This window comes from Marivita sp. NO-S04, assembly GCF_059070475.1.
In genome coordinates, this window is the sequence record NZ_CM180980.1 from 2,323,108 (window position 1) to 2,348,799 (window position 25,692).

The 25,692-nt window shown below is 61.0% G+C and carries 20 protein-coding genes and 1 riboswitch; of the genes, 12 read left to right on the forward strand and 8 right to left on the reverse strand.

The features are described 5' to 3' along the window. The first annotated feature begins 32 nt into the window (after positions 1 to 32). The 6 genes from ACK3EW_RS12030 to ACK3EW_RS12055 are packed head-to-tail and all read left to right on the forward strand — an operon-like array spanning position 33 to position 4,112. Positions 33 to 1,013: a FecCD family ABC transporter permease gene (locus tag ACK3EW_RS12030; protein WP_493806397.1), complete on the forward strand. Its 981-nt coding sequence runs from the start codon at positions 33 to 35 to the stop codon at positions 1,011 to 1,013. Then, entirely contained in the window at positions 1,010 to 1,768 is a 759-nt protein-coding gene (locus ACK3EW_RS12035) for an ABC transporter ATP-binding protein (RefSeq protein WP_493806398.1), read from the forward strand. Before ACK3EW_RS12030 ends, ACK3EW_RS12035 begins: the two co-directional genes overlap by 4 nt. After that, entirely contained in the window at positions 1,765 to 2,382 is a 618-nt protein-coding gene (locus ACK3EW_RS12040) for a MotA/TolQ/ExbB proton channel family protein (protein WP_493806399.1), read from the forward strand. Before ACK3EW_RS12035 ends, ACK3EW_RS12040 begins: the two co-directional genes overlap by 4 nt. 1 nt (position 2,383) lies before the next feature. Next, complete coding sequence (locus ACK3EW_RS12045) at positions 2,384 to 2,758, forward strand: ExbD/TolR family protein (protein ID WP_493806400.1); 375 nt, start codon at positions 2,384 to 2,386, stop codon at positions 2,756 to 2,758. Next, the gene (locus ACK3EW_RS12050; RefSeq protein WP_493806401.1) at positions 2,755 to 3,144 is read left to right on the forward strand and encodes an ExbD/TolR family protein; all 390 of its coding nucleotides are present in this window, start codon (positions 2,755 to 2,757) and stop codon (positions 3,142 to 3,144) included. The genes ACK3EW_RS12045 and ACK3EW_RS12050 overlap by 4 nt, the downstream gene beginning before the upstream one ends. Continuing rightward, positions 3,144 to 4,112, forward strand: coding sequence for an energy transducer TonB (locus ACK3EW_RS12055; protein WP_493806402.1), 969 nt, complete (start codon positions 3,144 to 3,146; stop codon positions 4,110 to 4,112). Before ACK3EW_RS12050 ends, ACK3EW_RS12055 begins: the two co-directional genes overlap by 1 nt. A gap of 46 nt (positions 4,113 to 4,158) precedes the next feature. Here ACK3EW_RS12055 and ACK3EW_RS12060 read toward each other — a convergent pair whose 3' ends face one another. Beyond that, positions 4,159 to 5,226, reverse strand: a complete 1,068-nt coding sequence (locus tag ACK3EW_RS12060; RefSeq protein WP_493806403.1) for an Mrp/NBP35 family ATP-binding protein — start codon at positions 5,224 to 5,226, stop codon at positions 4,159 to 4,161. 226 nt (positions 5,227 to 5,452) lie between these two features. On the opposite strand from ACK3EW_RS12060, the gene ACK3EW_RS12065 reads away from it, so the two are divergent. The 3 genes from ACK3EW_RS12065 (at position 5,453) to ACK3EW_RS12075 (ending at position 10,112) form a co-directional block, all read left to right on the forward strand. Continuing rightward, the gene (locus ACK3EW_RS12065) at positions 5,453 to 5,671 is read left to right on the forward strand and encodes a DUF1127 domain-containing protein (protein ID WP_439118750.1); all 219 of its coding nucleotides are present in this window, start codon (positions 5,453 to 5,455) and stop codon (positions 5,669 to 5,671) included. A 526-nt stretch (positions 5,672 to 6,197) separates the two neighbouring features. Then, positions 6,198 to 6,812 carry a dimethylsulfonioproprionate lyase family protein gene (locus ACK3EW_RS12070; RefSeq protein ID WP_493806404.1) on the forward strand — a complete coding sequence of 205 codons (615 nt, stop codon included), beginning with the start codon at positions 6,198 to 6,200 and terminating at the stop codon, positions 6,810 to 6,812. Between the two features lie 210 nt (positions 6,813 to 7,022). Beyond that, positions 7,023 to 10,112: a valine--tRNA ligase gene (locus tag ACK3EW_RS12075; RefSeq protein WP_493806405.1), complete on the forward strand. Its 3,090-nt coding sequence runs from the start codon at positions 7,023 to 7,025 to the stop codon at positions 10,110 to 10,112. A 443-nt stretch (positions 10,113 to 10,555) separates the two neighbouring features. Here the strand turns inward: ACK3EW_RS12075 and ACK3EW_RS12080 are convergent, their stop codons facing one another. From ACK3EW_RS12080 to ACK3EW_RS12105, 6 genes are all read right to left on the reverse strand, one after another. Continuing rightward, complete coding sequence (locus ACK3EW_RS12080) at positions 10,556 to 12,151, reverse strand: 5-guanidino-2-oxopentanoate decarboxylase (protein WP_493806406.1); 1,596 nt, start codon at positions 12,149 to 12,151, stop codon at positions 10,556 to 10,558. Beyond that, positions 12,151 to 13,599, reverse strand: coding sequence for a TrkH family potassium uptake protein (locus tag ACK3EW_RS12085; RefSeq protein WP_493806407.1), 1,449 nt, complete (start codon positions 13,597 to 13,599; stop codon positions 12,151 to 12,153). Before ACK3EW_RS12085 ends, ACK3EW_RS12080 begins: the two co-directional genes overlap by 1 nt. 33 nt (positions 13,600 to 13,632) lie before the next feature. Continuing rightward, positions 13,633 to 13,890 carry a hypothetical protein gene (locus ACK3EW_RS12090; RefSeq protein ID WP_439118747.1) on the reverse strand — a complete coding sequence of 86 codons (258 nt, stop codon included), beginning with the start codon at positions 13,888 to 13,890 and terminating at the stop codon, positions 13,633 to 13,635. A 264-nt stretch (positions 13,891 to 14,154) separates the two neighbouring features. Next, entirely contained in the window at positions 14,155 to 15,252 is a 1,098-nt protein-coding gene (gene folE2 / locus ACK3EW_RS12095; RefSeq protein WP_493806408.1) for a GTP cyclohydrolase FolE2, read from the reverse strand. A gap of 131 nt (positions 15,253 to 15,383) precedes the next feature. After that, positions 15,384 to 16,562, reverse strand: a complete 1,179-nt coding sequence (gene metZ / locus ACK3EW_RS12100) for an O-succinylhomoserine sulfhydrylase (protein WP_493806409.1) — start codon at positions 16,560 to 16,562, stop codon at positions 15,384 to 15,386. Between the two features lie 56 nt (positions 16,563 to 16,618). Then, positions 16,619 to 16,695, reverse strand: a riboswitch (SAM riboswitch). Positions 16,696 to 16,871: 176 nt separating this feature from the next. Then, entirely contained in the window at positions 16,872 to 19,316 is a 2,445-nt protein-coding gene (locus ACK3EW_RS12105) for an ATP-dependent helicase (protein WP_493806410.1), read from the reverse strand. 152 nt (positions 19,317 to 19,468) lie between these two features. Here ACK3EW_RS12105 and ACK3EW_RS12110 point away from each other — a divergent pair, with 152 nt between their 5' ends. The 3 genes from ACK3EW_RS12110 to ACK3EW_RS12120 all read left to right on the forward strand — a co-directional run bounded on the left by ACK3EW_RS12110 (position 19,469) and on the right by ACK3EW_RS12120 (position 24,986). Further along, positions 19,469 to 20,617 (forward strand): alpha-hydroxy acid oxidase, encoded by a 1,149-nt coding sequence (locus tag ACK3EW_RS12110; protein WP_493806411.1) that lies wholly within the window; start codon positions 19,469 to 19,471, stop codon positions 20,615 to 20,617. 80 nt (positions 20,618 to 20,697) lie between these two features. Continuing rightward, a complete protein-coding gene (locus ACK3EW_RS12115; protein ID WP_493806412.1) occupies positions 20,698 to 24,141 on the forward strand; it encodes a pyruvate carboxylase in 3,444 nt (1,147 codons plus the stop codon). 392 nt (positions 24,142 to 24,533) lie between these two features. Beyond that, on the forward strand, positions 24,534 to 24,986 hold the full coding sequence (locus ACK3EW_RS12120; RefSeq protein ID WP_493806413.1) for a BLUF domain-containing protein: 453 nt from the start codon (positions 24,534 to 24,536) through the stop codon (positions 24,984 to 24,986). A gap of 238 nt (positions 24,987 to 25,224) precedes the next feature. Here ACK3EW_RS12120 and ACK3EW_RS12125 read toward each other — a convergent pair whose 3' ends face one another. Continuing rightward, positions 25,225 to 25,692 carry a hypothetical protein gene (locus tag ACK3EW_RS12125; RefSeq protein WP_493806414.1) on the reverse strand — a complete coding sequence of 156 codons (468 nt, stop codon included), beginning with the start codon at positions 25,690 to 25,692 and terminating at the stop codon, positions 25,225 to 25,227.

The following is a 25,692-nucleotide window of genomic DNA, read 5'->3' on the forward strand; positions in this document are numbered from 1 at the left end:
CTTGATATGTTCGATGCGCGGGAGGCAGAGCGGTGAAGCTCTTTAGTGCGCTGATGGTTTTGACAGTGGCGATGTTCCTCGCATCGCTCTTTGTCGGCTATGCGGCGATCTCTGTTCCCGAAGGCCTGGCAGCGCTGTTTGGCCGGGGCAACCCGCTTTACGTGACGATCATGCAAGACATCCGCCTGCCGCGCGCGCTGTTGGCGGCGATGGTTGGCGTGTCGCTCGGCCTTGCTGGTGCCGCGATGCAGGGGTTCTTGCGCAACCCTCTGGCCGAACCCGGTTTGATCGGCGTATCCGGTTCGGCCGCCCTGGGGGCGGTGATCGCTCTGCAAACCGGGCTGGCCGCCGCCTTTGCACTGGCGCTGCCGATCACGGCACTCAGCTTTGCCGCGTTGGCCGTTGGCCTGATCCTGCTGCTGGCGGGTCCGCGCGGGTCGTCGCTAACCCTGATCCTTGCAGGCATCGCCGTGTCGGCCTTTGCCGCCGCCCTGACATCCCTGACGCTGAACCTCTCCCCCAACCCCTATGCCGCGTCCGAGATCATGTTCTGGATGATGGGCTCGGTCGCCAATCGTGCCATGAGCCATGTATGGCTGGCGCTGCCGATCATGACGCTGGGCTGGATCGCACTGGCCGGACTGGGCCGCGGCCTTGACGCACTGACATTGGGCGAAGACGCAGCAGAAGCCTTGGGCATCTCGCTCTCTCGCCTGCGCCTGCAACTGCTGTTTGGCACCGCCGCCGCCGTGGGTGCGGCAACCGCAATGGCCGGAGCGGTGGGGTTTGTCGGTCTGGTCGTGCCGCACATCCTGCGCCGCTTTGCCCATGGTCGCCCATCGACCCTGCTCTGGGCCTCAGCGCTTGGTGGGGCCGCGATGGTGCTGGCCGCCGACCTGACAACACGGCTTGTTCTGCCGGACCGAGACCTGAAACTCGGCGTCGTCATGGCCCTGATCGGCGCACCGCTGTTTCTGCACCTAATATATAAGACACGGAAGGAAATCGCATGACCCTCCTTTCTGTGCAAAACCTCACCGTCCGGCGCGGCGAATGCCCGGTGGTCGATGCCGCATCTCTGGCGATAGGTCCCGGCGAATGTGTCGGCCTGATCGGCCCCAATGGCGCGGGCAAAACCTCGCTTCTGCGCGGTGCGCTGGGTCTCTTGACGTATGAGGGCACCAGCAGCCTGGCCGCTCTCTCCCCGAAACAGCGCGCCGCCCAAGCCGCATGGCTGCCCCAGACACGCGAAATCGCGTGGCCAATGAGCGTGGAGCGGATCGTGGCCCTTGGTCGTCTGCCCTATCTCGCGCGTGGCGCACGGCTCAGCTCAACCGACCAAACCGCCGTCGATGCCGCCCTGACCCGCATGGGCCTGCAAAACTACCGCACCCGTCTGGCCACCGCACTGTCTGGCGGCGAACAGGCCCGCGTGTTGATCGCGCGGACACTGGCACAGGACACGCCACTTCTGATGGCCGATGAACCCATCGCCGGGCTGGACCCAGCCGCACAGATCGCCACGCTTCAGGTGTTCAAGACATTGGCCCAAGAGGGGCGCGCCGTGCTCACGTCTCTACACGACTTGTCACTTGCGGGACGTTATTGCACCCGTCTCATTCTGCTCGACGCGGGCCGCATTATTGCCGACGGCGCGCCGCGCGATGTGCTGACGCCTGCCCTTTTGGCAGAGGTGTTTCGCCTTGAGGCAGAGGTCATCGACACACCACAAGGCCCAATCGTCCAGCCACTGGGGGTGCTGACATGACAGACATCATCGCGTTTCTGAACGTCGGCGGCCCCGCGCTTTGGGTGATCACGGGCCTCAGCGTGATCACCCTTGGCCTGATCCTGTGGAAGTTGTGGCGTTTGTCGCTCATGGGCGCATGGCGGCGTGACGCGACCGAAGCCGCTGTTGACCAATGGCAACGCGGCCAGCACGACAGCGCCCTGTCCAGCCTGCACCAGCGCACCGGCCTGCGCGCCCGCGTGGTCAAAGCAGCCATGCAAGCCAGCCAGACACTTCCTCCCGAAGACGCCCGCGACGAGACCACCCGCGTCGCCCGTGGCGCGCTGATGGATGCAGGCAGCGGCCTGCGCGCGCTGGACCTCATTGCAACCATTGCGCCGCTGGTGGGCCTTCTAGGCACCGTGCTGGGCATGATCGACGCGTTCCAAGCCTTGCAAGACAGTGGCGCCCGCGCCGACCCCTCGGCCCTTGCTGGCGGCATCTGGGAGGCGCTTTTGACCACCGCAGCCGGCATGGCCCTGGCGATCCCCGCGTCAATGGCGCTCAGCTGGTTCGACAGTATAAATGACCGTCTCGCCCATGATTTCGACGATCTCGCCACACGCGTACTGACCAAAGGCAAACAAGGCTGACATGTTGAACCTCGCGCATCAGACACGCCGCCGTCACATCGGGTTGACCCCGATGATCGACGTCGTGTTTCTGCTGCTGGTGTTCTTTATGCTGGCCGCCCGCTTCGGCATGACCGATGCCATCCCGGTCACGCTATCGGGTGGCGCAGCACAGCCCTATGACGGCCCGCCGCGCCTGATCACCGTTCTGCCCGATGCGCTGCGCGTAAACGGTATCGACACCACCGATCCGGTCGCCAGCCTGACACCCCTCATGGGCACGCAGACCGACATCATCCTGCTCCGCGCCCGCGACGGCGCCTCGGTCCAGCATCTGCTGGATGTCATGGGCACCCTTCGCGCAGCGGGCTGGACAAACCTTGTGGTGCTGGAATGAGACGCGCACAGCTCATTGCCCCGCGCCCAAGGCGCGCCTCGCGCGAACCGGTCGTACCGATGATCAACGTGGTCTTTCTGCTGCTCATCTTTTTCCTCATGACCGCGCAGATCGTGCCACCCGCACCCTTTGACCTGACCCTGCCGAACGCCAGCGGCGACGAAGACACGGGCCAGACCGCACTCTATATTAACGCGACCGGCGAAATCGCGTTTGCCACCGCGCGTGGCGATGCTGCTTTGGCTAGGGCGGTTGCTGCGACACAGGACACGCCGCTGCGCCTTTACACCGACGCAAGCCTTCCTGCCGCCACTCTGGCACAGGTGCTGACGCAGCTTGCACAACTTGGTGCCGAGCGGGTCGAGATCGTGACGGAGGGCGGCTGATGCGGATCATGGAGTTTACCGCCTTCATCGCCCTTTCAGGCGCATTGCACGCTGCAACTCTGGTCGTCGCCCCCTTCCCCGGTGGCGGCAGCAGCGGCGGCCAAGGCGGCACGGCCGATGTCACCCTGCAAGCCGCAACCCCGACGCTGGCCGCGATGGTACAAGACTGGGACCGGGCGCCCGAGGTGAGCGACGCGCCAGCTTTGGCCGTACCGGACGCGACAACAGCGCCGGTCCGCCCAGCGCAGGACATGGCCCCGGCTCCGCGCCCTCAGATCCCCGCCCTCGCGGCCCCAAACACAGCACGTGGTGTGCCGCGGATCGACACCCGCTTGCCCGCACCACCCGTGCCGTTCGCGGCTCCTCCCCCCGATGCACTGCCTTTGCCCAAGGCAAACGCAACAGCCATGCCGCACACCCCTCGCGCCGAAAGCGATGCGCGCCCGACACCGCCAGTGCAGCCGCGCGTCACCGACAGCGCGCCCACCATGCCAGAGGTGGACAGCACCCCCGCAGCACCGCGCATTGCGCCGCTGGCCTCACTGCGTCCAGAAAGCCGCCCCGAACTCCGGGTCGCTGCACCAAGCGCCGCGAGTCCGGCCCAAACGGCCAAAGGCAACGGCGCAAAACCCGTCACCGCCGCAGCACCAGCACGCGCGGCACCGGTGGCAAAAGGCCCGTCGGCTTCGCAACTCGCGCGTTTGGAGCAGCAATGGGGTGCACAGATCACATCGGCGCTCCGGCGCGCGCACAGGCCACCGCGCGGGGCCGCAGGAACGGTGAAACTGGTGATTGCCATAACGCCCGCAGGGCACGTGGCTGGCGTGTCTCTTGCTGGGTCCTCAGGCAACACTCGTCTGGATCAGGCGGCTTTGGCAGCGGTCAAACGCGCACGGTTTCCGCGGGCTCCCGAGGGTTTGAACAAATCCAGCTACCGTTTCAGCCAACGTCTGACCGTCTCGCGGTAGCGCTCCGTCGACGGAGCGCGGCGATGCGTCGACGCATCGCCCCGGCTCAGGCCATGCCGCCCTTGATCAACCCGTCGGCCAGCTTGGCATAGGCCTCGGCCATCGGCCCGTCCCCCGCCGCAACCGGCACACCGCCGTCTCCGGCCAGCCGAGTGTCCAGATCCAGCGGCAACTGCGCCAACAGGGGAACACCGCGTGCCGAGGCTTCGGCCACTGTGCCGCCCGATCCAAAGATGTGGCTTTGCCCACCGCAATGCGGGCACGTGAAAACGGCCATGTTCTCAATCAAGCCCAGCACCGGGGTCTTTAATGTCTCGAACATATCCAAAGCCTTGCGGGCATCCAGCAGCGCCACATCCTGCGGGGTCGAGACCACGATGGCCCCGGACACCTGCGCCTTTTGGCACAGCGTCATCGCCACGTCGCCCGTGCCGGGAGGCAAATCGACCAGCAAAACGTCGAGTTCGCCCCAAGCCACTTGGCTCAGCATCTGCTGTAGCGCGCCCATCAACATCGGCCCGCGCCAAACCACGGCCTTTTCTTCGGGCAGCATCAAACCAATAGACATGACGGTGACACCATGGGCGGTCAGGGGAATGATCGTCTGCCCATCCGGGCTGTGCGGCTTTTGCGACACGCCCATCATGCGCGGCTGGCTCGGGCCGTAGATATCAGCGTCAAGCAGCCCAACCCGGCGCCCCGCCCGCGCCAATGCAACGGCAAGGTTCGAGGACACGGTGGATTTGCCAACTCCCCCCTTCCCCGAGCCGATCGCCAAAATGCGCGCCACGCCCGACGGCTTCAAAGACCCAGCCTGCGGTTTCATGTGACCGCCGATCTTGAGTCCCGAAGGTGGTTTCGCAGCTGGACCATGCGCGGTCAGCGCCACTGTCACCTGTGAGACACCCGGCAATTCCCCGACAACAGCCTCGGCCGCCTTGCGCACGGGCTCCATCAGGCGGGCGATTTCGGGTGATGGGGCTTCGATGACAAAGCGGACGGCGGTCCCGTCGATCTGAATCGCCCGGACCAAATCAGCGGAAATCAGGTCTTTGCCATCTGGAATCGCGACACGGGCCAGCGCTGCGCGAATCTCTTCGGTCGTTACGGACATGCCCAACCTTTCATCTTTGTGTCACAGAGATGACAGTCTCATTGCCCAGCTTCAACCGCCTGCATGGGAATTAGGCCTGTTAGCGCAAAACGCACAAATTTGAACCATTTGCCCTATGCAATTGCTGCATAGCAGCATTGAAGCAAATTCGTATTGTGCAACCGCAGCATTCGCCTATCTTTGTCTCAAGCGGACGGAAACACAGAAATTCGAACAGAGCAGACATATGGCATACGAAACAAACAGTCTCGGCGCAGTCAGCAATGGTATCATGGATCGGGTGAACACCCTGATCGCAGACTATCGCGCCAAAGCGGCACGCCGCAAGATCTACCGCGACACCCTGCGCGAACTCAGCGCGTTGTCGCATCGCGAATTGTGCGATCTTGGTTTGAACCATTCCGAGATCAAGCGCGTTGCGTATCAGGCAGCTTACGAAAGCTGAACGACATTCGGTGAGCAAGCGCCCCCACGGGCCCCTCACCACACCGGCTCGGGCATCCTCTCCTCCTCCCTGGATGTTCCGGACTTGACGGTGGCGCCTCTCCTCCTCCCTGGCGTCACCGTCGCAAAGTTTCGGGCTTATGCCCACACGGTCTCGGCATCCTCTCCTCCTCCCTGGATGTCGTGAACTCGACGGTGGCACCTCTCCTCCTCCCTGGTGCCACCGTCACAAGTTTCGGGCTCACGCCCACACGAGCTCGGCATCCTCTCCTCCTCCCTGGTGCCACCGTCACAAGGTTTCGGGCTCACGCCCACACGATCTCGGCGTCCTCTCCTCCTCCCTGGATGCCGTGAACTGGAAACGGTGGTGCCTCTCCTCCCTTGGCACCACCGTTTTTTCTTGAGAGACGCATCCTGATCCGGGGTTTCGACACCCACCGAAGAAATGCGACCTCTACCGGTCGCCTTTCGATGCGCAGATTCCCAAGAGACGCCGCACCTTTGCCGAAACGGGCTCGGGAGCAGTCATGCCTTTACACACCCCTTTCCTTGATCTGCTCGACGCGCTTGCGACGATTTACGAGGCCGAGCCCGATCCGCAGGGCCCGTACACAGCGCAAACCCTGCGCGTGACGCCATCACCTGTTGCCTTCGACCGCCAACCACCCTGTTTGCTGGACACGGGCATCCGCAGCGTTCTGGAGAGCAGCCCGCATCCGGCAGCGCGTGCGACCCTTGCAGCGCAGGATGTGTTGCCCTGGGGGTCAAACCCGGTCGAAGACAACACCGAGGCCAGCATCGCGGCGATGATCAGTGTGGCCACCCTGATGGGGCCGGAAGGCCCTATTCCCGCGCCCGATGTGCGGTTGGGATTGGTCTATATGCGGCCGGACTGCTACTATCCTCTGCACATTCACGACGCGGACGAGACATATGTCGTTCTGGCCGGTCAAGCGCTCTGGACAGCCGGGGATGACATTCGGATGCGCGGCGCTGGCGACATGGTGCATCATCCCAGCCTGATGCCGCATGCCTTCCGCACAGGGCCCGAAGGGTTTGTCGCGCTCTGGCGTTGGAGCGGGGACATCAACCTGCACTCCTATGCCTTCATTGAGGACACACAGGTCGAACTTCCGGCCTAATCGCGCGAAAGCCGCCTCAAGATCGTTGGGACGTCACCATAGCGACGGGCATGTCTGACTGGGAACGCAGTATTGCGCCTGGTCACTTGCAGCGAGACGTCTACCATTTTCCCACATGCCTTGGGTTTTCCTTTCCCCGACCATTCGCTAGATGAGGCGCAACAGAACACTTGCGGCCTAGGATGGCTGCACAAAAGCGGGAACTGACCCATGGCGATGGAAAAGACATTCGACGCGAGCGAGGCCGAGGCGCGGCTTTACAAGGCGTGGGAAGACAGCGGTGCCTTCAAGGCGGGGGCCAATGCTTCGCGCGAGAACACGTTCTGCGTGATGATCCCGCCGCCCAACGTCACCGGCTCGCTGCACATGGGGCACGCCTTCAACAACACCCTGCAGGACATCCTTGTTCGCTGGCACCGGATGCGTGGCTTCGACACGCTCTGGCAGCCGGGCACGGACCATGCGGGCATCGCGACGCAGATGGTCACCGAACGTGAGATGGCGGCAAATGGTGAGCCAAGCCGTCGCGAGATGGGGCGCGAGGCGTTTCTGGACCGCGTCTGGCAGCAGAAGGTCAAATCGCGCGGGACGATCATCGGGCAGCTCAAGCGCCTTGGCGCATCCGCCGACTGGTCGCGCGAGGCGTTCACGATGGGCGGTGCTGCCGGGGACCCGGATCGCGGCAATGGGCCGAACTTCCACGACGCGGTGATCAAGGTCTTTGTCGACATGTACAACAAGGGCCTGATCTATCGCGGCAAGCGGTTGGTCAATTGGGACCCGCATTTCGAGACTGCGATTTCGGATCTCGAAGTCGAGAATATCGAGAACCCTGGCCATATGTGGCACTTCAAATACCCGCTCGCGGGGGGGGCCACCTATACCTATATCGAAAAGGACGAGGACGGAAACGTCGTGCTGGAGGAAGAGCGCGACTATATCTCCATCGCCACCACGCGTCCCGAGACCATGCTGGGCGACGGCGCTGTTGCGGTTCATCCGTCGGATGAGCGATATGCGCCAATCGTCGGAAAGCTTTGCGAGATTCCGGTTGGACCCAAGGAACATCGCCGCCTGATCCCGATCATCACTGATGAATACCCCGATCCCACATTTGGCTCGGGCGCGGTCAAGATCACCGGTGCGCATGACTTCAACGACTACGGTGTCGCCAAGCGCGGGAACATTCCGTGCTACCGGCTGATGGACACCAAGGCCCACATGCGCGACGACGGTGCGCCCTACGAAGAGGCGGCGGCTGTGGCCGGTGCCGTTGCACGTGGCGAACGCACGCTGACCGAGGCGGAAATCGACGCGCTGAACCTTGTCCCCGATCACCTGCGCGGGTTGGATCGGTTCGAGGCGCGCAAGGCCGTGATTGACGAGATCACCGAAGAAGGTCTGGCGGTGATGACCCGCGCCGACAACCCGGTTCTGGGCCGCAAGCTGAGCGAAGACGACGACCCGGCTGAACTGGTGCCGCTGATCGAAGCCAAGCCCATCATGCAGCCTTTCGGTGACCGCTCCAAGGTGGTGATCGAACCAATGCTGACGGATCAGTGGTTCGTGGACGCCGACAAAATCGTCGGCCCCGCGCTGGACGCGGTGCGCAATGGTGACGTCAAGATCGTGCCGGAGTCTGGCGAAAAGACCTACTTCCATTGGCTGGAGAATATCGAACCATGGTGCATCTCGCGTCAGTTGTGGTGGGGGCATCAGATCCCGGTTTGGTATGGGGTGAAATCTTGGGTGAATGATGAAGGAAATCGAGCATACGCTTTGGACTCGCGCATCTATCACTGCGCAGCTACTGAAGATGAGGCTATTGAATTCTTTTCAGAATATTATGGTCAGACGCCAAAGGTCGTGGCTTCGCCTCCAAGCGATGCCGAGTTGCGCGAACTCTGGGAGTCACGCTTTGCCACTGCAACACTGAACGAAGCAATTATTGCCGAAAACAAAGGTGACGAAGCACCGGTCGCAATTTACCGCGACCCCGACGTGCTCGACACATGGTTTTCCTCCGGCCTCTGGCCCATCGGCACGCTGGGCTGGCCCGAGCAGACGCCGGAGCTACAGAAATACTTCCCGACCAGCGTTCTGGTGACCGGGCAGGACATCCTGTTCTTCTGGGTCGCGCGGATGATGATGATGCAGCTCGCCGTGGTTGATCAGATCCCGTTCAAGGATGTCTATCTGCACGGCCTTGTCCGAGACGCCAAGGGTAAGAAGATGTCCAAGTCGCTGGGCAACGTCGTTGATCCGCTTGAGATCATTGACGAATACGGCGCGGACGCGCTGCGCTTTACGAATGCGGCGATGGCCTCGCTCGGGGGTGTGCTCAAGCTCGACATGGCTAGAATCGCGGGTTACCGGAACTTTGGCACGAAGCTTTGGAATGCGACGCGCTTTGCCGAAATGAACGGTGTGTTCGAAAACCGGACCCCCAGCGCCGACATCCCCAAGGCCACCGCAACAGTGAACCAGTGGATCATAGGTGAAACCGCCCGCGTACGCGGCGAGGTGGACGCGGCACTCGCCGCCTACCGCTTCGACGACGCAGCAGCGGCGCTGTATCGCTTTGTCTGGGGCAAGGTCTGCGACTGGTATGTGGAATTCTCCAAGCCGCTGCTGCTGGACGACGGCCCGCAAACAGCGGAGACGAAGGAAACAATGGCATGGGTCATCGACCAGTGTCTGATCCTGCTACACCCGATCATGCCCTTCATGACCGAAGAGCTTTGGGCGGTAACAGGTCAGCGCGACAAGATGCTGGTCCATGCCGACTGGCCGACTTATGGCGCGGACCTGATCGACGCAGAGGCCGACCGCGAGATGAACTGGGTGATCGGTCTGATCGAGGGCATCCGGTCCGCACGGCAGCAGATGCACGTGCCAGTGGGGCTGTATCTGCCTCTGGTGGTCAAGGACATGGGCGATGCCGCAAAAGCCGCATGGGACCGCAACGAGGTGCTGATCAAGCGTCTGGCGCGGATCGACGAGTTGACCGTGGTGGATGCCTTCCCCAAGGGATGCGCCACCGTGCCGATGGACGGCGCGACTTTTGGTCTACCGCTGGCGGATATCATCGACGTGGCCGAGGAAAAGGCCCGTTTGGAGAAGTCGCTGCAAAAGCTCGCCAAAGAGATCGGCGGCATGAAAGGGCGTTTGAGCAACCCGAAATTCGTTGAATCGGCCCCGGATGAGGTGGTCGAGGAAACCCGCGCCAACCTTGCAGCGCGTGAGGACGAAGCGGCCAAGTTGCAAGAGGCGGTGGACCGGCTGGCCGAGTTGGGATGATCCCACACACCACCCGATTCCAAACCTGAAAGGGTCGGACAGGGCGGCATGCCCTGCCCGACCCACGCCGGACGCCCGGTCGGGCAAAACCCACCGGGAGCGTTCGATCATGTGGGATATGTGTGATCCCTGTTCAAGTGGAAGAAGCGGCGCCGCCCTGAAGGTCTGACATGCTTTTCTCTGTCGGACGTCAGCCCGAACCCTGTGGCCCTGCGAAAGGCCCTTGTGACCGGTCTTTCACGGGTGTCCCCTTTCGAGGCGTGAAAGCAATCGTCAGATTGGTGTCGCGGTGTGGGAGTGACCCTCTCCGCTCGATGCGCATCGTGCGGGGGGTTTTGGCGGTTGGACGTTAAGACTTTGGTAAGGCACCGCGCGGTGGAAGGGCTTTGCAAAGCCCTTAAAGCCCGTTCGAACGGGCTTGCCCATTCCTTCGAAGGAATGGATCAGCCTGCGATATCGGGCGTGACGCGAATAAGTGTGGGAGCATCTGCCTTAAACGCGTCCAATACCGCCTGTTGCAGGTCTTGCAACGATCCCGGCTCAATCGCCCCCGCCCCATAGGCCTTGGCCAAAGCAAGAAAATCCGGGTTCCGCGCCACGACGGCATTGGGCGCGATCTGACTGCGGACCATGCTGTCCTCGATCTCGCCCAGCTTGCCATTGTCCCAAACCAGAATGGGCAGCGGCAGACCCAGTTCCACCGCTGTGCCCAGTTCCTGAATGGTGTATTGCAGCCCGTAATCGCCTGCGATGGCGAGTGTCGGTTGACCGTTACGGGCCACAGCGCCGCCAATTGCGGCAGGCAACGCGTAGCCCAAAGTGCCAAAGCCGTAGGGATGGTGCCAATGGCCGGGGCGCGGCATGTCCCAGATCTCTTTTGCGCCGTAGGCGAATTGGGTCATGTCGGAATAGATCATCGTGTCATTGGGCAGCACGGCGCGCAGCGCATCGCAGACCGCACCGATGCCCGGGCGTTCGGCATCGACCTCGGCCCGCCACGCGGCGCGTTTGCGGGCGACTGTGGCAGCGTCCCATTTGGGCGGCTGATCTGCGGTGCGGGCGGGAATGGCGATCGTCATCGCTTTGAGGAACGCGCCCGCGTCGGCAAGGATGGCACGATCCTGCGGCCCCATGCCGGTGAACACCTCTGGGTCGATATCCACCCGGATCATCGGCGCGGTGTGGCCCAGCGTTGGCCGCCAGAGATCAACCTCGGACAGCGTGGTGCCAACCGCAATCACCAGATCGGATTGGGCGGCGATTTCGGCGCTGTCGGGGCGCGCAAGGGTGCTGCCGAAATAAAGCGGTGCGTCTCCGGGCACGACGCCGCGTGCAGCATAGGTGACGATGGACGCAGCCCCGGTCTGGCGCAGCAGGTCGGGGATCGCCGCTGCGCCCGCAACAGCGCCGCCGCCGAACACGAAAAGCGGCCTTTCGGCGGCCAGTACGGCGGCGACCACATCGTACACATCGTCATGTGATGCCACTGGAAGGCCGGGTCGTGTGGCGGGTGGTTGCGGTGCCGCGTCTGCCACCGCGCCCAGCGTGTCGATGGAAACCTGGATGTGGCAGGGGCGCTTGCGGGCGCTGGCAAACTGGTCGAACGCGCGGTCGATGAGGGCATAGGCGGCGGAGGCCGTGCGGGCCTCTTCGGACCAGGCGCAGACGGTTTCGGCAGCCGCACGCTGGTCGCGCATCTGGTGAAGCTGACCCCGGCGGGCAGAGGTTTCGTCAAGGCAGGAGGAAATCGTCAGGATCGGCACCGAATCCGAATAGGTCTGACCCAATGGCGTCAGAATATTGGTCAGTCCCGGCCCGGTGATCACATACGCCACCCCCGGCTTGCCGGTTGCGCGGGCATAGCCGTCGGCCATGAACCCCGCGCCCTGTTCGTGGCGGGCGAGAACATGGGTGATCCCGGCCTGTTCGATGCCGCGATAGAGTTCAACATTGTGCACACCGGGGATGCCGAAGATCGTGTCGACGCCCCGATCCTTCAGCATTTGCGAGATTTGCGCACCGAGCGGCTGGCGGGACATCAGGCTCTCCAGAAATTGACAGTGAAGATGGCGTAGACCGCCAGAAGCTCGAGGCGGCCCAGCAACATGCCGATGGCGAGCATCCATTTGGCAGTGTCATTGAGGCCTGCGAAATTGCCTGCTGGGCCAATCTCTGGCCCAAGCCCCGGTCCGATATTGGCCAGCGCTGTTGCCGCCCCCGACACTGACGTGATGAGGTCGAGCCCGGTCATGCTCAAGGCCACCGACAACACACCCATCGAAATCACGAAAAACACGAAGAATGAGATCACCGAGTTGAGCACGTCGTCGCCCACCGGACGGCCCGCATAGCGCGGCATGAAGACCCCGTGCGGTGAGCGGATCTTGCGCAATTGTACCTTGATCGACGCAAACAGCAGTTGGTAGCGGAAGATCTTGACCGAACAGGACGTCGATCCGGCGCATCCCCCAATCAGACCGATAAAGAAGAAGACCGAGATCAGAAACGGCCCCCAGCCCATGTAATCGACGCTGGCATAGCCGGTGCCGGTCATGATCGACACGATGTTGAACAGCGCCTCACGGAACGCCTGTTCAGGATGGTGCGGAAAGATCTGCGTCAGAGTGAAGGCCGTAATGAACACCAGAACCGCAATCGTGGCCATGAACGCACGGATCTGGCTGTCTTTCCAGAACACTGTGTAATTGCCCTTGGTCATCTGGACAAAGCGCACGAAAGGCAGCGCAGCACAGATCATGAAAATCGACGCCACGTATTCCGCTGGTCCCTGGAACGTGCCAAAGGACGCGTCGTAGTTGGAGAACCCTCCGGTGGACACGGTGGTCAGCGCGTGCACCGTGGCGTCAAAGAAGTTCATGCCGACGATGTAATAACTTGTCGCGCAGGCGATGGTGATGGCGATGTAGATGGTCGAGATCGACGCCGAGATCTCGGTCGCACGGGGCAGGATTTTGCCCATTGTGTCAAAGGCTTCAGAGCGGAAAATCTGCATGCCGCCGACCCGCAGCTCAGGCAGGAAGACCATAGCCACAACAATGATGCCGATGCCGCCCAGCCATTGCAACAATCCGCGCCAGAGCAGAATGCCCTTGGGCAGGTCATCCAACCCGGTGAGCACCGTCGATCCGGTGGTTGTCAGACCTGACATCGCCTCAAAAAATGCGTCCACAAACCGCGCGTCGGTTTCGCCCAATACAAACGGGATCGCGCCGAAGATCGGTAGCGCCACCCAGACCCCCGTGGTGAGCAGGAAGGTCTGTTGAATCGACAGCCCTTCTTTCACGCCATTGGACGAGGCCAGCGCGATCAGGCCGCCGGAAAACATGGTAAGCACCGAGCTTTGCAGGAAAACATGCCATTCGCCGCGCCCTTCGGCCAAATCGACCAGCATCGGCAGAAGCATTGTCGCCCCGAGAACAGCGACCAAAAGGCCGATCACATAGGCTACGGGACGGATGTCGAACATGGCGCAAAGCGTTGGACGCAGAGCAGCGGGGTGTCAAGCCATAGGCCGCTGCTTTGCCCCCTCGGGATCAGCAAAACAATCCTCGAACACGAAGGGCAGAATGTCGTCCCGAGTAAGCCCGCACGCCGCCAAGTCTGCATCGCTCATGGCGTCGAGCCTAAGAATGCTGGGCAGCCGCGCCCGCACATAGCTGGCGGCGTTAAACCCTTGCCCCTTCTCGGCAAAGAAAAGGTCGATCCGGGCACGCAATCCGGGGCGCAGGAACTGAAGGTGAAGTGGTTCTATCGACATTGGAAACCTCGTTACGACAAAGGGTTTCCTCCCGGTGGTCAGTATAGTGCGGGCTTGATGGCGGTTTGTGAACAAGACCGTGCCCCAAGCGCTTCGCCGCTGATCTGTGGGTTTGCAACGACACCCCGTCGTGTGGCGTGCCTGATCGGCAGGCGAAACGGCGAGGAATTCATCATCCGGAGGATGTCTGAACGGCGAGTGTCATAATGGAAAACGGCGACCGAAGGGCCGCCGTTCTTTGACTTGATGTGCGATCAGCTTGCTTCAGCCCACGTGGAAGAGGGTCGAGAAGAGCTTGGGATCAAGGCTTTGCGCCTCGAAAAGATCGCCCTCGGTCAGGACGGACACAGCGTCATGGCTGTGAAGGCTTTCCTGGTGGCTGGCCAGCACGCGGTAATCCCCGATGCGCGCGTCCGCCTGCAGCTGCTCGGCAAACAAGCGCGCTGCGTCTTCGACAAAGATCGGGTTGGCGGCGTTGAGTTCTGCAAACGCCTGTTCGTCTTCACGCTTGACCATGACCTGTGTTTCCGTCGGCACGGCGCGGCGGCACATGTCGATCAGGTCTTCGAACCAGAGGCACTTGCCGTCCTTCACCTCGACCGAAATCCGCGCGACCGAGCGTTGTGAGTGCGGCGTCGCCAATTGGCCGCGCTCGCGCCGGGCATGTTCGCTAAGCTCAAGCGAACATGGGCAGGTCGAACTGTACACGTAGTCGAGATGCATGATCTTGCGACGCACCCCGTCAATTTCCACCAGTTCAAGCGCGATGTCGTAATACTGGTAGCCCGACAGGCCCGACCGCAGGCTGTTTACCTTCATCGGGAACGACAAACGCATGTTGATGCGCGCATCAAAAGATTCGAGATCGGATTTGTAATCATCCAGCGCGGCTTCGATCACGTTAAAGCTAAACGTCTTTTCCGCATGCACATAGAAAGACCGCATGATGCGGCTCATGTTGATGCCTTTCTTGTCGGAATCAAGGCTGACGGTGCCTGTCACGCTGGTCTCGAGCGTCAGATCGCCATTGTCGCGGGTGTGATAGCTGATCGGCAGGCGAAAATTGGAAATGCCGACATGCTGGATGCCCCGGTTTGCCCCACGGATGAGCGCAGAGGGGCCATTCTGCAAATCAGGCAGCGTGTCCTTGTAAGCCGCATCCACGGAAAACCCCTTGGGGTACTCACGCGACAAGACGGGATACGTGTCTGTCTCGCCCTCAACCAAACGCCGCAGAACGGGATCGACCAAGTCGATTTCGGCATCATGGGATTTGCCAGCCCATTGCTTGAGCAAAGCCAAGGCGGCCTCTGCCTCTTCACGACTGGGTTTGCGGTCAATCTCAGGTGTATGGATATTCATACGCAGGCCCCCTCGCCTGTTGGACATGCCCTAGAGATAGGCACCTATCCGTTCATTTCCACTCACCTTATATACGGTGCGCCCCCGCAAACGGTTCAATCTTGCGGGGAATTTTCTGTGTCATTTCGCAGTCATACCGCATCAAGTGCCGTCAGAATATCGTCGATCAGGTCGTCCGTATCCTCGATTCCGACCGAAAGCCGCACCAAACCGTCGGTAATGCCCAGTGTTTCGCGCTGCTCGGCGCTCAATCGCTGATGTGTTGTGGTTGCGGGATGGGTGACGATGCTTTTCGCATCACCAAGGTTGTTGGAGATCACAATCACGTCAAGCGCGTTCAGAAAGGCAAATGCCGCGTCTTTGCCACCTGCCAGTTCGATGGCGAGCATGGTGCCGCCCGATCCCATCTGCCTTTGCGCCAATGCGGCCTGTTTGTGTGACGGAAGGCCGGGATAAATCACCTGCTTCAGCTTGGTATGCCCTTCAAGCGCCTCGGCAATGGCCTGCCCCGATTGCGCCTGTGCACGGACGCGGAGGTCCAGCGTTTCAAGACCCTTGAGCTGCACCCAAGCCGTGAACGGAGACATCGAACCGCCGGTATGCTTCATATAAGGCTCGACCACCTTGCGGATATGATCCTGCGTGCCAAGGATCACGCCACCCAACGTGCGGCCTTGCCCGTCGATATGCTTTGTCGAGGAATAGATAATCACATCCGCACCTTGGCCCAGCGCGTCCGAGAACACGGGTGTGGAGAAAACATTGTCCACCACCACAAGCGCGCCCTGTGCATGGGCGATTTCGGACACCGCCTGAATATCAACCAGTTCCAGTGTCGGGTTCGACATCGACTCAAAGAACACCGCCTTGGTGTCCGCGCGTACCGCCGCGCGCCACTGGTCCAGATCGGCGCCATCCACCAGCGTCACCTCAACGCCAAAGCGCGGCAGGATATCCTCGACTATATAGAGACACGATCCGAACAACGCCCGCGCCGACACAAGGTGGTCGCCCGCCTTGAGCAGTGACATCAGCGCACCATTGACCGCTGCCATCCCGCTGGCCGTAGCAAACGCGTCCTCTGCCCCTTCAAGCATCGCGATGCGTTCTTCGAACATCGCCACTGTCGGGTTGCCATACCGGGCGTAGATGTATTCGTCGGGACTCGATTTGATGAACCGCTGTTCGGCCTGTTCGGCACTGTCATAGACAAAGCCCTGAGTGAGGAAGATCGCTTCGCTGACCTCACCCCACTGGCTGCGTTTGGTGCCACCATGCACCAGTTTCGTACGTGGTTTCTTGTCTTTCATGTCTTCACCTGTGTGGGCCGCAGCCCATCAAAAAAGCCCCGTTCCGGCCAAGCGAAAGGGGCTTTCGGCTGACCTTTTAGCGGCATGTTTAACGTGGCCCGCAATCCGGTAACAAATCGCCACACAGCCGCATTAGACCCAAGCACCCTAAAAATCAAGGCGCATGCAGGGACGAAACCCCACCCCTGCTTCTTCTTTTCACAAATATGCAAATTGCAACCGCGCCACGTGTGAGGCCGCCAGCCTCCCTTCTGCGCGTCGGCCAACAGCACCAGACTCCAGCCTCCACATCAGCGCAGACTGTCAGGTTTAGAATGGCACGTCATCCGCCGCACAGATGAACCGTGCAACCACTTTTTTCATCCCGGCTTTTTCGAACTCGATCTCAAGCTTGTCGCCCTCGATGCCCACAACAGCACCATAGCCGAATTTTTGGTGAAACACGCGTTCGCCCAACGCGTAGGAACTGATCGCGGTGGCGTCGATCACCGTATTGCGCGCCTCGGTGGGCTGACTGACCGGGCGCTGCTGGGACCGCGCCTGCAGGCGTCGCCATCCCGGCGAGTTATAGACGTTTGCATCCGCCGCCTTCTGGTGCAGGTCCGATCCGGCCATCATCTGCGTCGCGGGGGATGCCATGCCCGCCGCGCCATAACCGCCGCCGTACAGCCCCGGCGGGGTCAGCACCTCGACATGCTCTTCGGGCAGTTCATCGATGAACCGCGAGGGCAAGGCCGATTGCCATTGGCCGAAGACGCGGCGATTGGCGGCAAAGGAGATCGTGCAGATCTCTTCGGCGCGGGTGATGCCGACATAAGCCAGACGGCGTTCCTCTTCCAAACCCTTGAGGCCTGACTCGTCCATCGACCGCTGCGAGGGGAAAAGCCCATCCTCCCAGCCCGGCAGGAACACGGCCGGAAATTCCAGACCCTTGGCCGCGTGCAGGGTCATGATCGACACTTTCTCTCCATCGCCGCCTTTGTCATTGTCCATAATCAGGCTGACATGCTCAAGAAACCCTTGGAGATTTTCGAATTCTTCCAGTGCCTTGACCAGTTCCTTGAGGTTTTCAAGCCGCCCCGGCGCTTCTGGCGTTTTGTCGTTCTGCCACATCGTGGTGTAGCCGCTCTCGTCCAGAACGATTTGCGCCAGATCGACGTGAGATACCTCCGGTTCCGCAAACCTGACGCGATTTACTTCAAGTGCCCCATCGTCCAGCACTTCGTCACTGTCTTCAATGATTGCGCGGCCACGCGTCAGCCCGCTCCACCGGTCCAGATCGCGCACCAACTGGCCCAGCTCAGATCCGCCCTTGCCCTTGATCAGGCCCTGTTCCACCGCCAACCGCGCGCCTTCGACCAAGGACACGCCATTGGCACGGGCGACGGTCTGGATCGTCTGCTGGGCCTTGTCGCCCAAGCCGCGTTTAGGGGTGTTCACGATCCGCTCGAACGCCAGATCGTCATCGGGGCTGGTCACGACGCGGAAATAGGCCATGGCATCGCGGATCTCCATCCGCTCGTAGAAACGCGGGCCGCCAATGACGCGATAGGGCAAACCGATGGTCAGAAAGCGGTCCTCGAACGCGCGCATCTGGTGCGAGGCACGCACGAGAATTGCCATGTCATCCAGCGACACAGGCCGCATCCCACGGGTGCCGCGCTGCATCGCCTCGACCTCTTCACCGATCCAGCGGGCCTCTTCCTCACCATCCCAATGGCCGATCAATCGGACTTTCTCGCCCTCCTGCGCGTCGGTCCAAAGGGTCTTGCCCAAACGCCCCTGATTGCCCGAAATCACGCCCGAGGCGGCGGCAAGGATATGCGGCGTGGAGCGGTAGTTCTGTTCAAGCCGCACCACATGCGCGCCCTCGAAATCTTTCTCAAACCGTAGAATGTTGCCCACCTCGGCCCCGCGCCAACCATAGATCGACTGGTCGTCATCGCCCACGCAGCAGATGTTCTTATGGCCGGACGCCAAAAGCCGCAGCCACAGATACTGCGCCACGTTGGTATCCTGATATTCGTCGACGAGGATGTATTTGAACCAGCGCTGATACTGGTTCAGCACATCCGGGTGCGCCTGAAAGATCGTAACCACATGCAAGAGCAGATCGCCGAAATCGACCGCGTTCAGCTCCTTGAGCCGCGCTTGATAGAGCGCGTAGAGCTTTGGCCCCTGATGATTGTACGCGCCCGCATCGGCGGCGGGCACCTTGTCGGGTGTGATCGCGCGGTTCTTCCAGCCGTCGATGATCCCTGCCAATTGACGCGCGGGCCAGCGTTTGTCGTCGATCCCGGCGGCGGACACGAGTTGCTTCAAGAGCCGCAACTGATCGTCGGTGTCCAAAATCGTGAAGTTCGATTTCAGCCCCACCAGTTCCGCATGACGACGCAGCAGTTTCACGCAGATGGAATGGAACGTGCCCAGCCACGGCATGCCTTCGACCGTCTGGCCGAGCAAACGCCCCACCCGTTCCTCCATCTCGCGCGCGGCCTTGTTCGTGAAGGTCACGGCAAGAATTTCGTTTGGGCGGGCGCGGCCGGTGTTCAGCAGATGCACAATCCGGGTGGTCAGCGCCTTGGTCTTGCCGGTGCCTGCCCCGGCCAGCATCAGGACAGGACCATCCATCGTCTCAACCGCCTGGCGCTGCGCCGGGTTGAGATCATCCAGATAGGGCTGCGGGCGCGCGGCCATCGCGCGGGCGGACAGCGAGGCGTTTTCGAACGCCTCCATTTCATCGAAACTGCTCATGGGCGCCAAGATAGCGCCGCATCCACCAGAGATAAAGATGTTCTGATAATGTTCACATCGCCACGGGCAGATTTCCTTCGAAGGAAATCATCGGATTTTTCGAAAAATCCGCTTCTGGACAAATCCCGGGAACTGTCCACAAATGCGCCTCTATGGATCATCACGCAAAATACCCCGCCATTTCAGACCTCAAGGCGCGTGCGCGTCGGCGCATCCCCAAATTTGTCTGGGAATACCTTGATTCCGCCACCGGAAAAGAGGCCACGTTGCACCGCAATCGCGCGGCCCTTGACCGGGTGTTGTTCACACCGTCGATTCTGCATGGTGAATTGCCGGTTGACCTGAGCACATCGCTTTGCGGTCGCGACTATCCCCTGCCCTTTGGCATCAGCCCGGTCGGCATGTCCGGTCTGATCTGGCCGGACGCCGAACGCAAGCTGGCTCGTGCCGCGACAAAGGCAGGCATTCCCTACAGCATCTCGACTGTCGCCACCCGCACTCCCGAAGAGGTGGCCCCCCGTCTGGACGGCAATGGCTGGTTCCAGATGTACCCACCCCGCGACGAGGGTATTCGCACCGATATGCTCAAACGGGCCAAGGATGCCGGGTTCACCACGCTGATCCTGACGGTTGACGTGCCTGTACCGTCGCGCCGCGAACGGCAGGTGCGGTCGGGTCTGACCACACCGCCGAAGCTGACGCCGCGCTTGCTTGCGCAGGTTGCAATGTGTCCGACATGGGCGATGGCGACAGCGCAACTGGGGATGCCGCGCATGCGGTTAATCGATGACTACGCGGGCAAGGTGACGGGGCTCAGCTCGACCCAGCACGCAGGCTACCTTCTGCGCACGTCGCCCGATTGGGCCTATGTCGACTGGCTGCGCAACGCGTGGGACGGGGCGTTCTTTGTCAAAGGCGTGCTCAACCCAGACGATGCGCCACGATTGGAACAGGCCGGTGTCGACGCGATTTGGCTGTCGAACCATGCTGGACGGCAATTCGATGCCTCCCCTGCACCGATCGAAATCTTGCCCAAATTCCGGGCAGCGACCAACCTTCCGCTCATTTTCGACAGCGGCATCGAAGGTGGTCTCGATATCCTGCGGGCGATTGCTCTGGGGGCGGATTTCGTCATGTTGGGTCGGGCATGGCATTATGCGCTTGGGGCGCTGGATACCGACGGCCCCGCCCATCTGGTTGAAATCCTGCAAAAAGACATGGCCGCGAATTTGGGACAATTGGGTGCGATCAAACCCACCGACTTGCGCGGTAAAGCGTGGTTCGATGGGGTCACTCGGTAAGGTGCGCTGTTTCTAGCGGTTGAGAATGTAACGAATTCTTACTAAGCCTCGCGCAACGTCAAAACGTCAGGACTGCTGCCATGTCAGATTTCAAGAAAATCCTTGTCGCCAACCGCGGCGAAATCGCCATCCGCATCATGCGGGCCGCCAACGAGATGGGCAAGGCGACAGTCGCTGTCTATGCGGAAGAGGACAAGCTGGGGCTGCACCGTTTCAAGGCGGACGAAGCCTACCGGATTGGCGAGGGCATGGGGCCGGTTGCAGCCTATCTGAGCATTGACGAGATCATCCGCGTGGCCAAGCAATCGGGCGCAGACGCGATCCATCCGGGATACGGTCTGCTGTCCGAAAACCCCGATCTGGTGGATGCCTGCGTTGCCAACGGCATCACCTTCATCGGCCCACGCGCCGAAACCATGCGCGCCTTGGGCGACAAGGCCAGCGCGCGGCGGGTCGCGGTCGAGGCAGGCGTTCCGGTGATCCCAGCGACCGAAGTGCTGGGCGACGATTGGGACGCCATCAAGACAGAGGCTGAAACCATTGGCTATCCGCTAATGCTCAAGGCAAGCTGGGGTGGCGGCGGTCGGGGCATGCGCCCGGTGAACAACAGCAAAGAGCTTAAGGAAAAGGTGCTGGAAGGCCGCCGCGAGGCCGAAGCCGCATTTGGCAATGGCGAAGGTTATCTGGAAAAGATGATCATCCGCGCCCGCCACGTCGAAGTGCAAATCCTTGGCGACAAGCAGGGCAACATCTACCACCTCTACGAACGCGATTGCTCGGTCCAGCGCCGCAACCAGAAGGTCGTGGAGCGCGCCCCTGCCCCGTACCTGTCCGAGGCGCAGCGCGAAGAGCTGTGTGAATTGGGCCGCAAGATTTGCGCCCATGTGAATTACGAATGTGCAGGCACTGTCGAATTCCTGATGGATATGGATGACGGCAAATTCTATTTCATCGAAGTGAACCCGCGCGTTCAGGTCGAACACACGGTCACCGAAGAAGTGACCGGTATCGACATCGTGCAGGCGCAGATCATGATTGCCGAAGGCAAGTCGCTGGCCGAGGCGACCGGCAAAGCCTCGCAATACGATATCCGCCTGAATGGCCATGCGCTCCAGACCCGCGTGACGACTGAAGACCCGCAGAACAACTTTATCCCCGACTATGGCCGCATCACTGCGTATCGTTCGGCCACTGGCATGGGCATCCGTCTGGACGGTGGCACCGCTTACGCCGGCGGCGTGATCACGCGGTACTACGACTCGCTGCTGACAAAGGTCACCGCCTGGGCACCGACCCCCGAAAAGGCGATTGCCCGCATGGACCGGGCGCTGCGCGAATTCCGGGTGCGCGGGGTGTCCACCAACATCGCGTTTGTGGAAAACCTGCTCAAGCACCCGACGTTCCTGAACAACCAGTACACCACCAAATTCATCGACGAGACACCGGAGCTGTTCCACTTCAAGAAACGCCGTGACCGGGGCACCAAGGTGCTGACCTATATCGCGGATATCACCGTGAACGGACACCCCGAGGTGCAGGGTCGCGCGATGCCGCATCCCGATCTGAAGCCCGCCAAAGCACCAAAAACGCGGGTCGACACACCGCCCGCAGGTACCAAAACTCTGCTGGACGAAAAAGGCCCACAGGCCGTGGCCGATTGGATGGCGGCGCAGAAAGAGGTGCTGATCACCGACACCACGATGCGCGACGGGCACCAGTCGTTGCTCGCCACGCGGATGCGGTCGATCGACATGATCACCGTGGCGCCAGCCTATGCCGCCAACCTGCCGCAGCTCTTCAGCGTCGAATGCTGGGGTGGTGCGACCTTTGATGTGGCCTACCGGTTCCTGCAGGAATGCCCGTGGCAGCGCCTGCGCGACCTGCGCGCGCGGATGCCCAACATCATGACGCAGATGCTGCTGCGCGGGGCCAATGGGGTGGGCTACACCAACTATCCCGACAACGTGGTGCAGTTCTTCGTCAAACAGGCCGCAGAGACTGGCGTGGACGTGTTCCGCGTGTTCGACAGCCTCAACTGGGTCGAGAACATGCGCGTCGCGATGGATGCCGTGTTGGACACCGGCAAAGTGCTTGAAGGCACGATCTGCTACACTGGCGACCTGAATGATCCGGCGCGGTCCAAGTATGACCTCAAGTACTATGTCGCGATGGGCAAAGAGCTGAAGGCGGCGGGGTCGCATATCCTGGGCCTCAAGGACATGGCGGGGCTGCTGAAGCCCGCTGCCGCAGGGCCGCTCGTGAAGGCACTGAAGGAAGAGGTGGGTCTGCCGGTCCACTTCCACACGCATGACACGTCCGGGGCTGGCATCGCCACGATCATGGCTGCGGCGGCTGCGGGCGTCGATGCGGTTGATGCGGCGATGGATGCGCTGTCGGGGAACACGTCGCAGCCGACGCTGGGATCTGTGGTCGAGGCGCTGCGCCATACCGAACGGGAAACCGGGCTGGATATCAGCGCGATCCGCGAGATCTCCAACTACTGGGAAGCGGTGCGCGGACAGTATGCGGCGTTCGAGACCGGGCAGCAGGCCCCTGCGTCCGAGGTCTATCTGCACGAAATGCCCGGCGGGCAGTTCACCAACCTCAAGGCGCAGGCGCGCAGCCTTGGGCTTGAGGAGCGCTGGCACGAGGTGGCGCAGACCTATGCGGATGTGAACCAGATGTTCGGCGATATCGTCAAGGTCACGCCGTCCTCCAAAGTGGTGGGCGACATGGCGCTGATGATGGTGTCGCAGGGTCTGACCCGCGCAGATGTGGAGAACCCGGACACCGATGTGTCCTTCCCCGACAGCGTGATCGACATGATGCGCGGCTCATTGGGGCAGCCTCCGGGGGGGTGGCCTGCGGCGATCCAGAAGAAGATCCTCAAGGGTGAGGCAGCATTTACCGACCGCCCCGGCAAACACGCGGCCCCGGTGGATATCGAGGAAACCCGCGCCAAGGTGATCAAAGAACTCGAAGGCAAGGCGATCGACGACGAGGACCTGAACGGATATCTCATGTATCCCAAGGTCTTCCTTGATTACATGGGCCGCCACCGGACATATGGCCCGGTGCGGGTGCTGCCGACGCAGACGTTCTTTTATGGCATGGAACAGGGCGACCAGATCAGCGCCGAGATCGACCCCGGCAAGACGCTTGAAATCCGTCTGATCGCGGTGGGTGAAACGCAGGACGATGGCGAGGTGCGGGTGTTCTTTGAACTCAACGGCCAGCCGCGCACGATCCGTGTGCCCGACCGCAAGGCCAAGGCCACCACAGCGGCGCGGCCCAAGGCGGAGGTCGGCAACCCGAACCACATCGGCGCACCGATGCCGGGCGTCGTCGCCTCTATCGCGGTTCAGGCGGGATCAAAGATCAAGGAGGGCGACCTGCTGCTCACCATCGAAGCGATGAAGATGGAGACCGGCCTGCACACCGAGCGCGACGCCGTGGTGAAGGCCGTCCACGTGTCCCCTGCGGCGCAGATTGACGCGAAGGACCTGTTGATCGAGTTGGAGTGAGTTAGGCTTGGTGTGGGGCGGGCCTTTTGGCCTGCCAAGCTATTTGCCGGCATTTGGCCATATAACGGCGGCTCTATGATCCATCGAAGGCGTTTAAGGAAGGACGCCAGGGCATGGGCCAATTGTTCGAACCGACCAGCGGCCTCAGGAACGTCGCGATCGATTCCGATAGCGGGCACGCCCCCCGAGAAATCGATGCTCGGATCCGGGTGTTTGCCTCTTCCACAAAGCTGTCTCCGAGAGTCCAGCGTGGCCATGAGCAGGCAAGCTTAGACACCAGAGAACCACGGCAAATTATTTTGGCCACGCCTCTAAAACGTGGTGCTGTCAGCCGTTGCAAAGATTGAAGCCATATACGCTTCAAGTCCGAAAGCACACAGAAAGCTACAGAAATGCCGACCACAGAAATGTTGCATCAGATCGTCTATGTCAGCAAGCCGACCCGTTCCATGGAACTGAGCGAAGTACGCGAATTGCTTATCAAGGCGCAGATCAACAATCATTTCAAGGACGTGACCGGGATGCTCCTGTTTGACGGAGACACCTTTCTCCAGGTTCTCGAAGGGCCAGAGGATACCGTGATGACTCTCTTCGAGAAGATCGAGCGTGATCCGCGCCACACGCAGTTCACCTCTTTGGTGCAGAGAAAGATCCCGCAACGCGATTTCGGCGATTGGTCGATGGGGCTCGCTCATATCGAAAGCAAGCACATGAGGAGCCTTCCCGGTCTCATGGATATCCAAAGCGCCCACAGCATGCTGTCGAAAAGCGGAGCGGCTGAAAGCCTCGTATCGTCGATCAAGTTCCAATATGGCGACAGTGACAAGGATGCCGAGGTCGCCTAACGCTTTTGCCCGTTTTTCCAGCGCAGTTTGATCTGGCTGAAGGCCGTTCACGTGTCCCCTGCGGCACAGATCGACGCGAAGGACCTGTTGATCGAGTTGGAGTGAGGTGGGGTTGGTGTGGGGCGGGCCTTTGGGCCTGCTCTCGTTCTCAACGTTATAGTATTCAAACAAAAATTTATTTCTTGAGATTGACGTTACCAAGATGCGATAATAATCACCGATTAGAAAGCATGGTTGTTTAAGCGGCTTCACCCTCGGGACGGCGATCTACATTCTCGTGAAGCCGACAAAAGTGAACCGAAAGCTTGAACGCAAACAAATAGAATCCTGCCATACTCAGAGTAAACAACTTTTCTCCCTCTTCGTAAGCCGACATTGGCATTGAATGAAGGTCGTCAAGGAGGACATCATACTCTTCCTCAAGAGAACCGCCAGCGGGAAGGAAAAATATGTTTGTTACTGTTTGAGCTTTAATCGCAGCAACGCGAGAAGAGATGGCCTGCTCGGCCAAACCTCGTTCTTTCAGTCGCGCCTCGATCGCAGAAAGCCTCATAAGTGGTGCGAACACAATCTTCGGTGCGATGGGACGGTTGTTGTCTTTTGAAATGTCGCATGAATTAGAGAGAATAATCCCTCGTACCGAACGTTTCTCGCCTGTGTTAAAGGAAAACAGTTGAAAGCCCCGCCTACCATCACCCTGCAACAT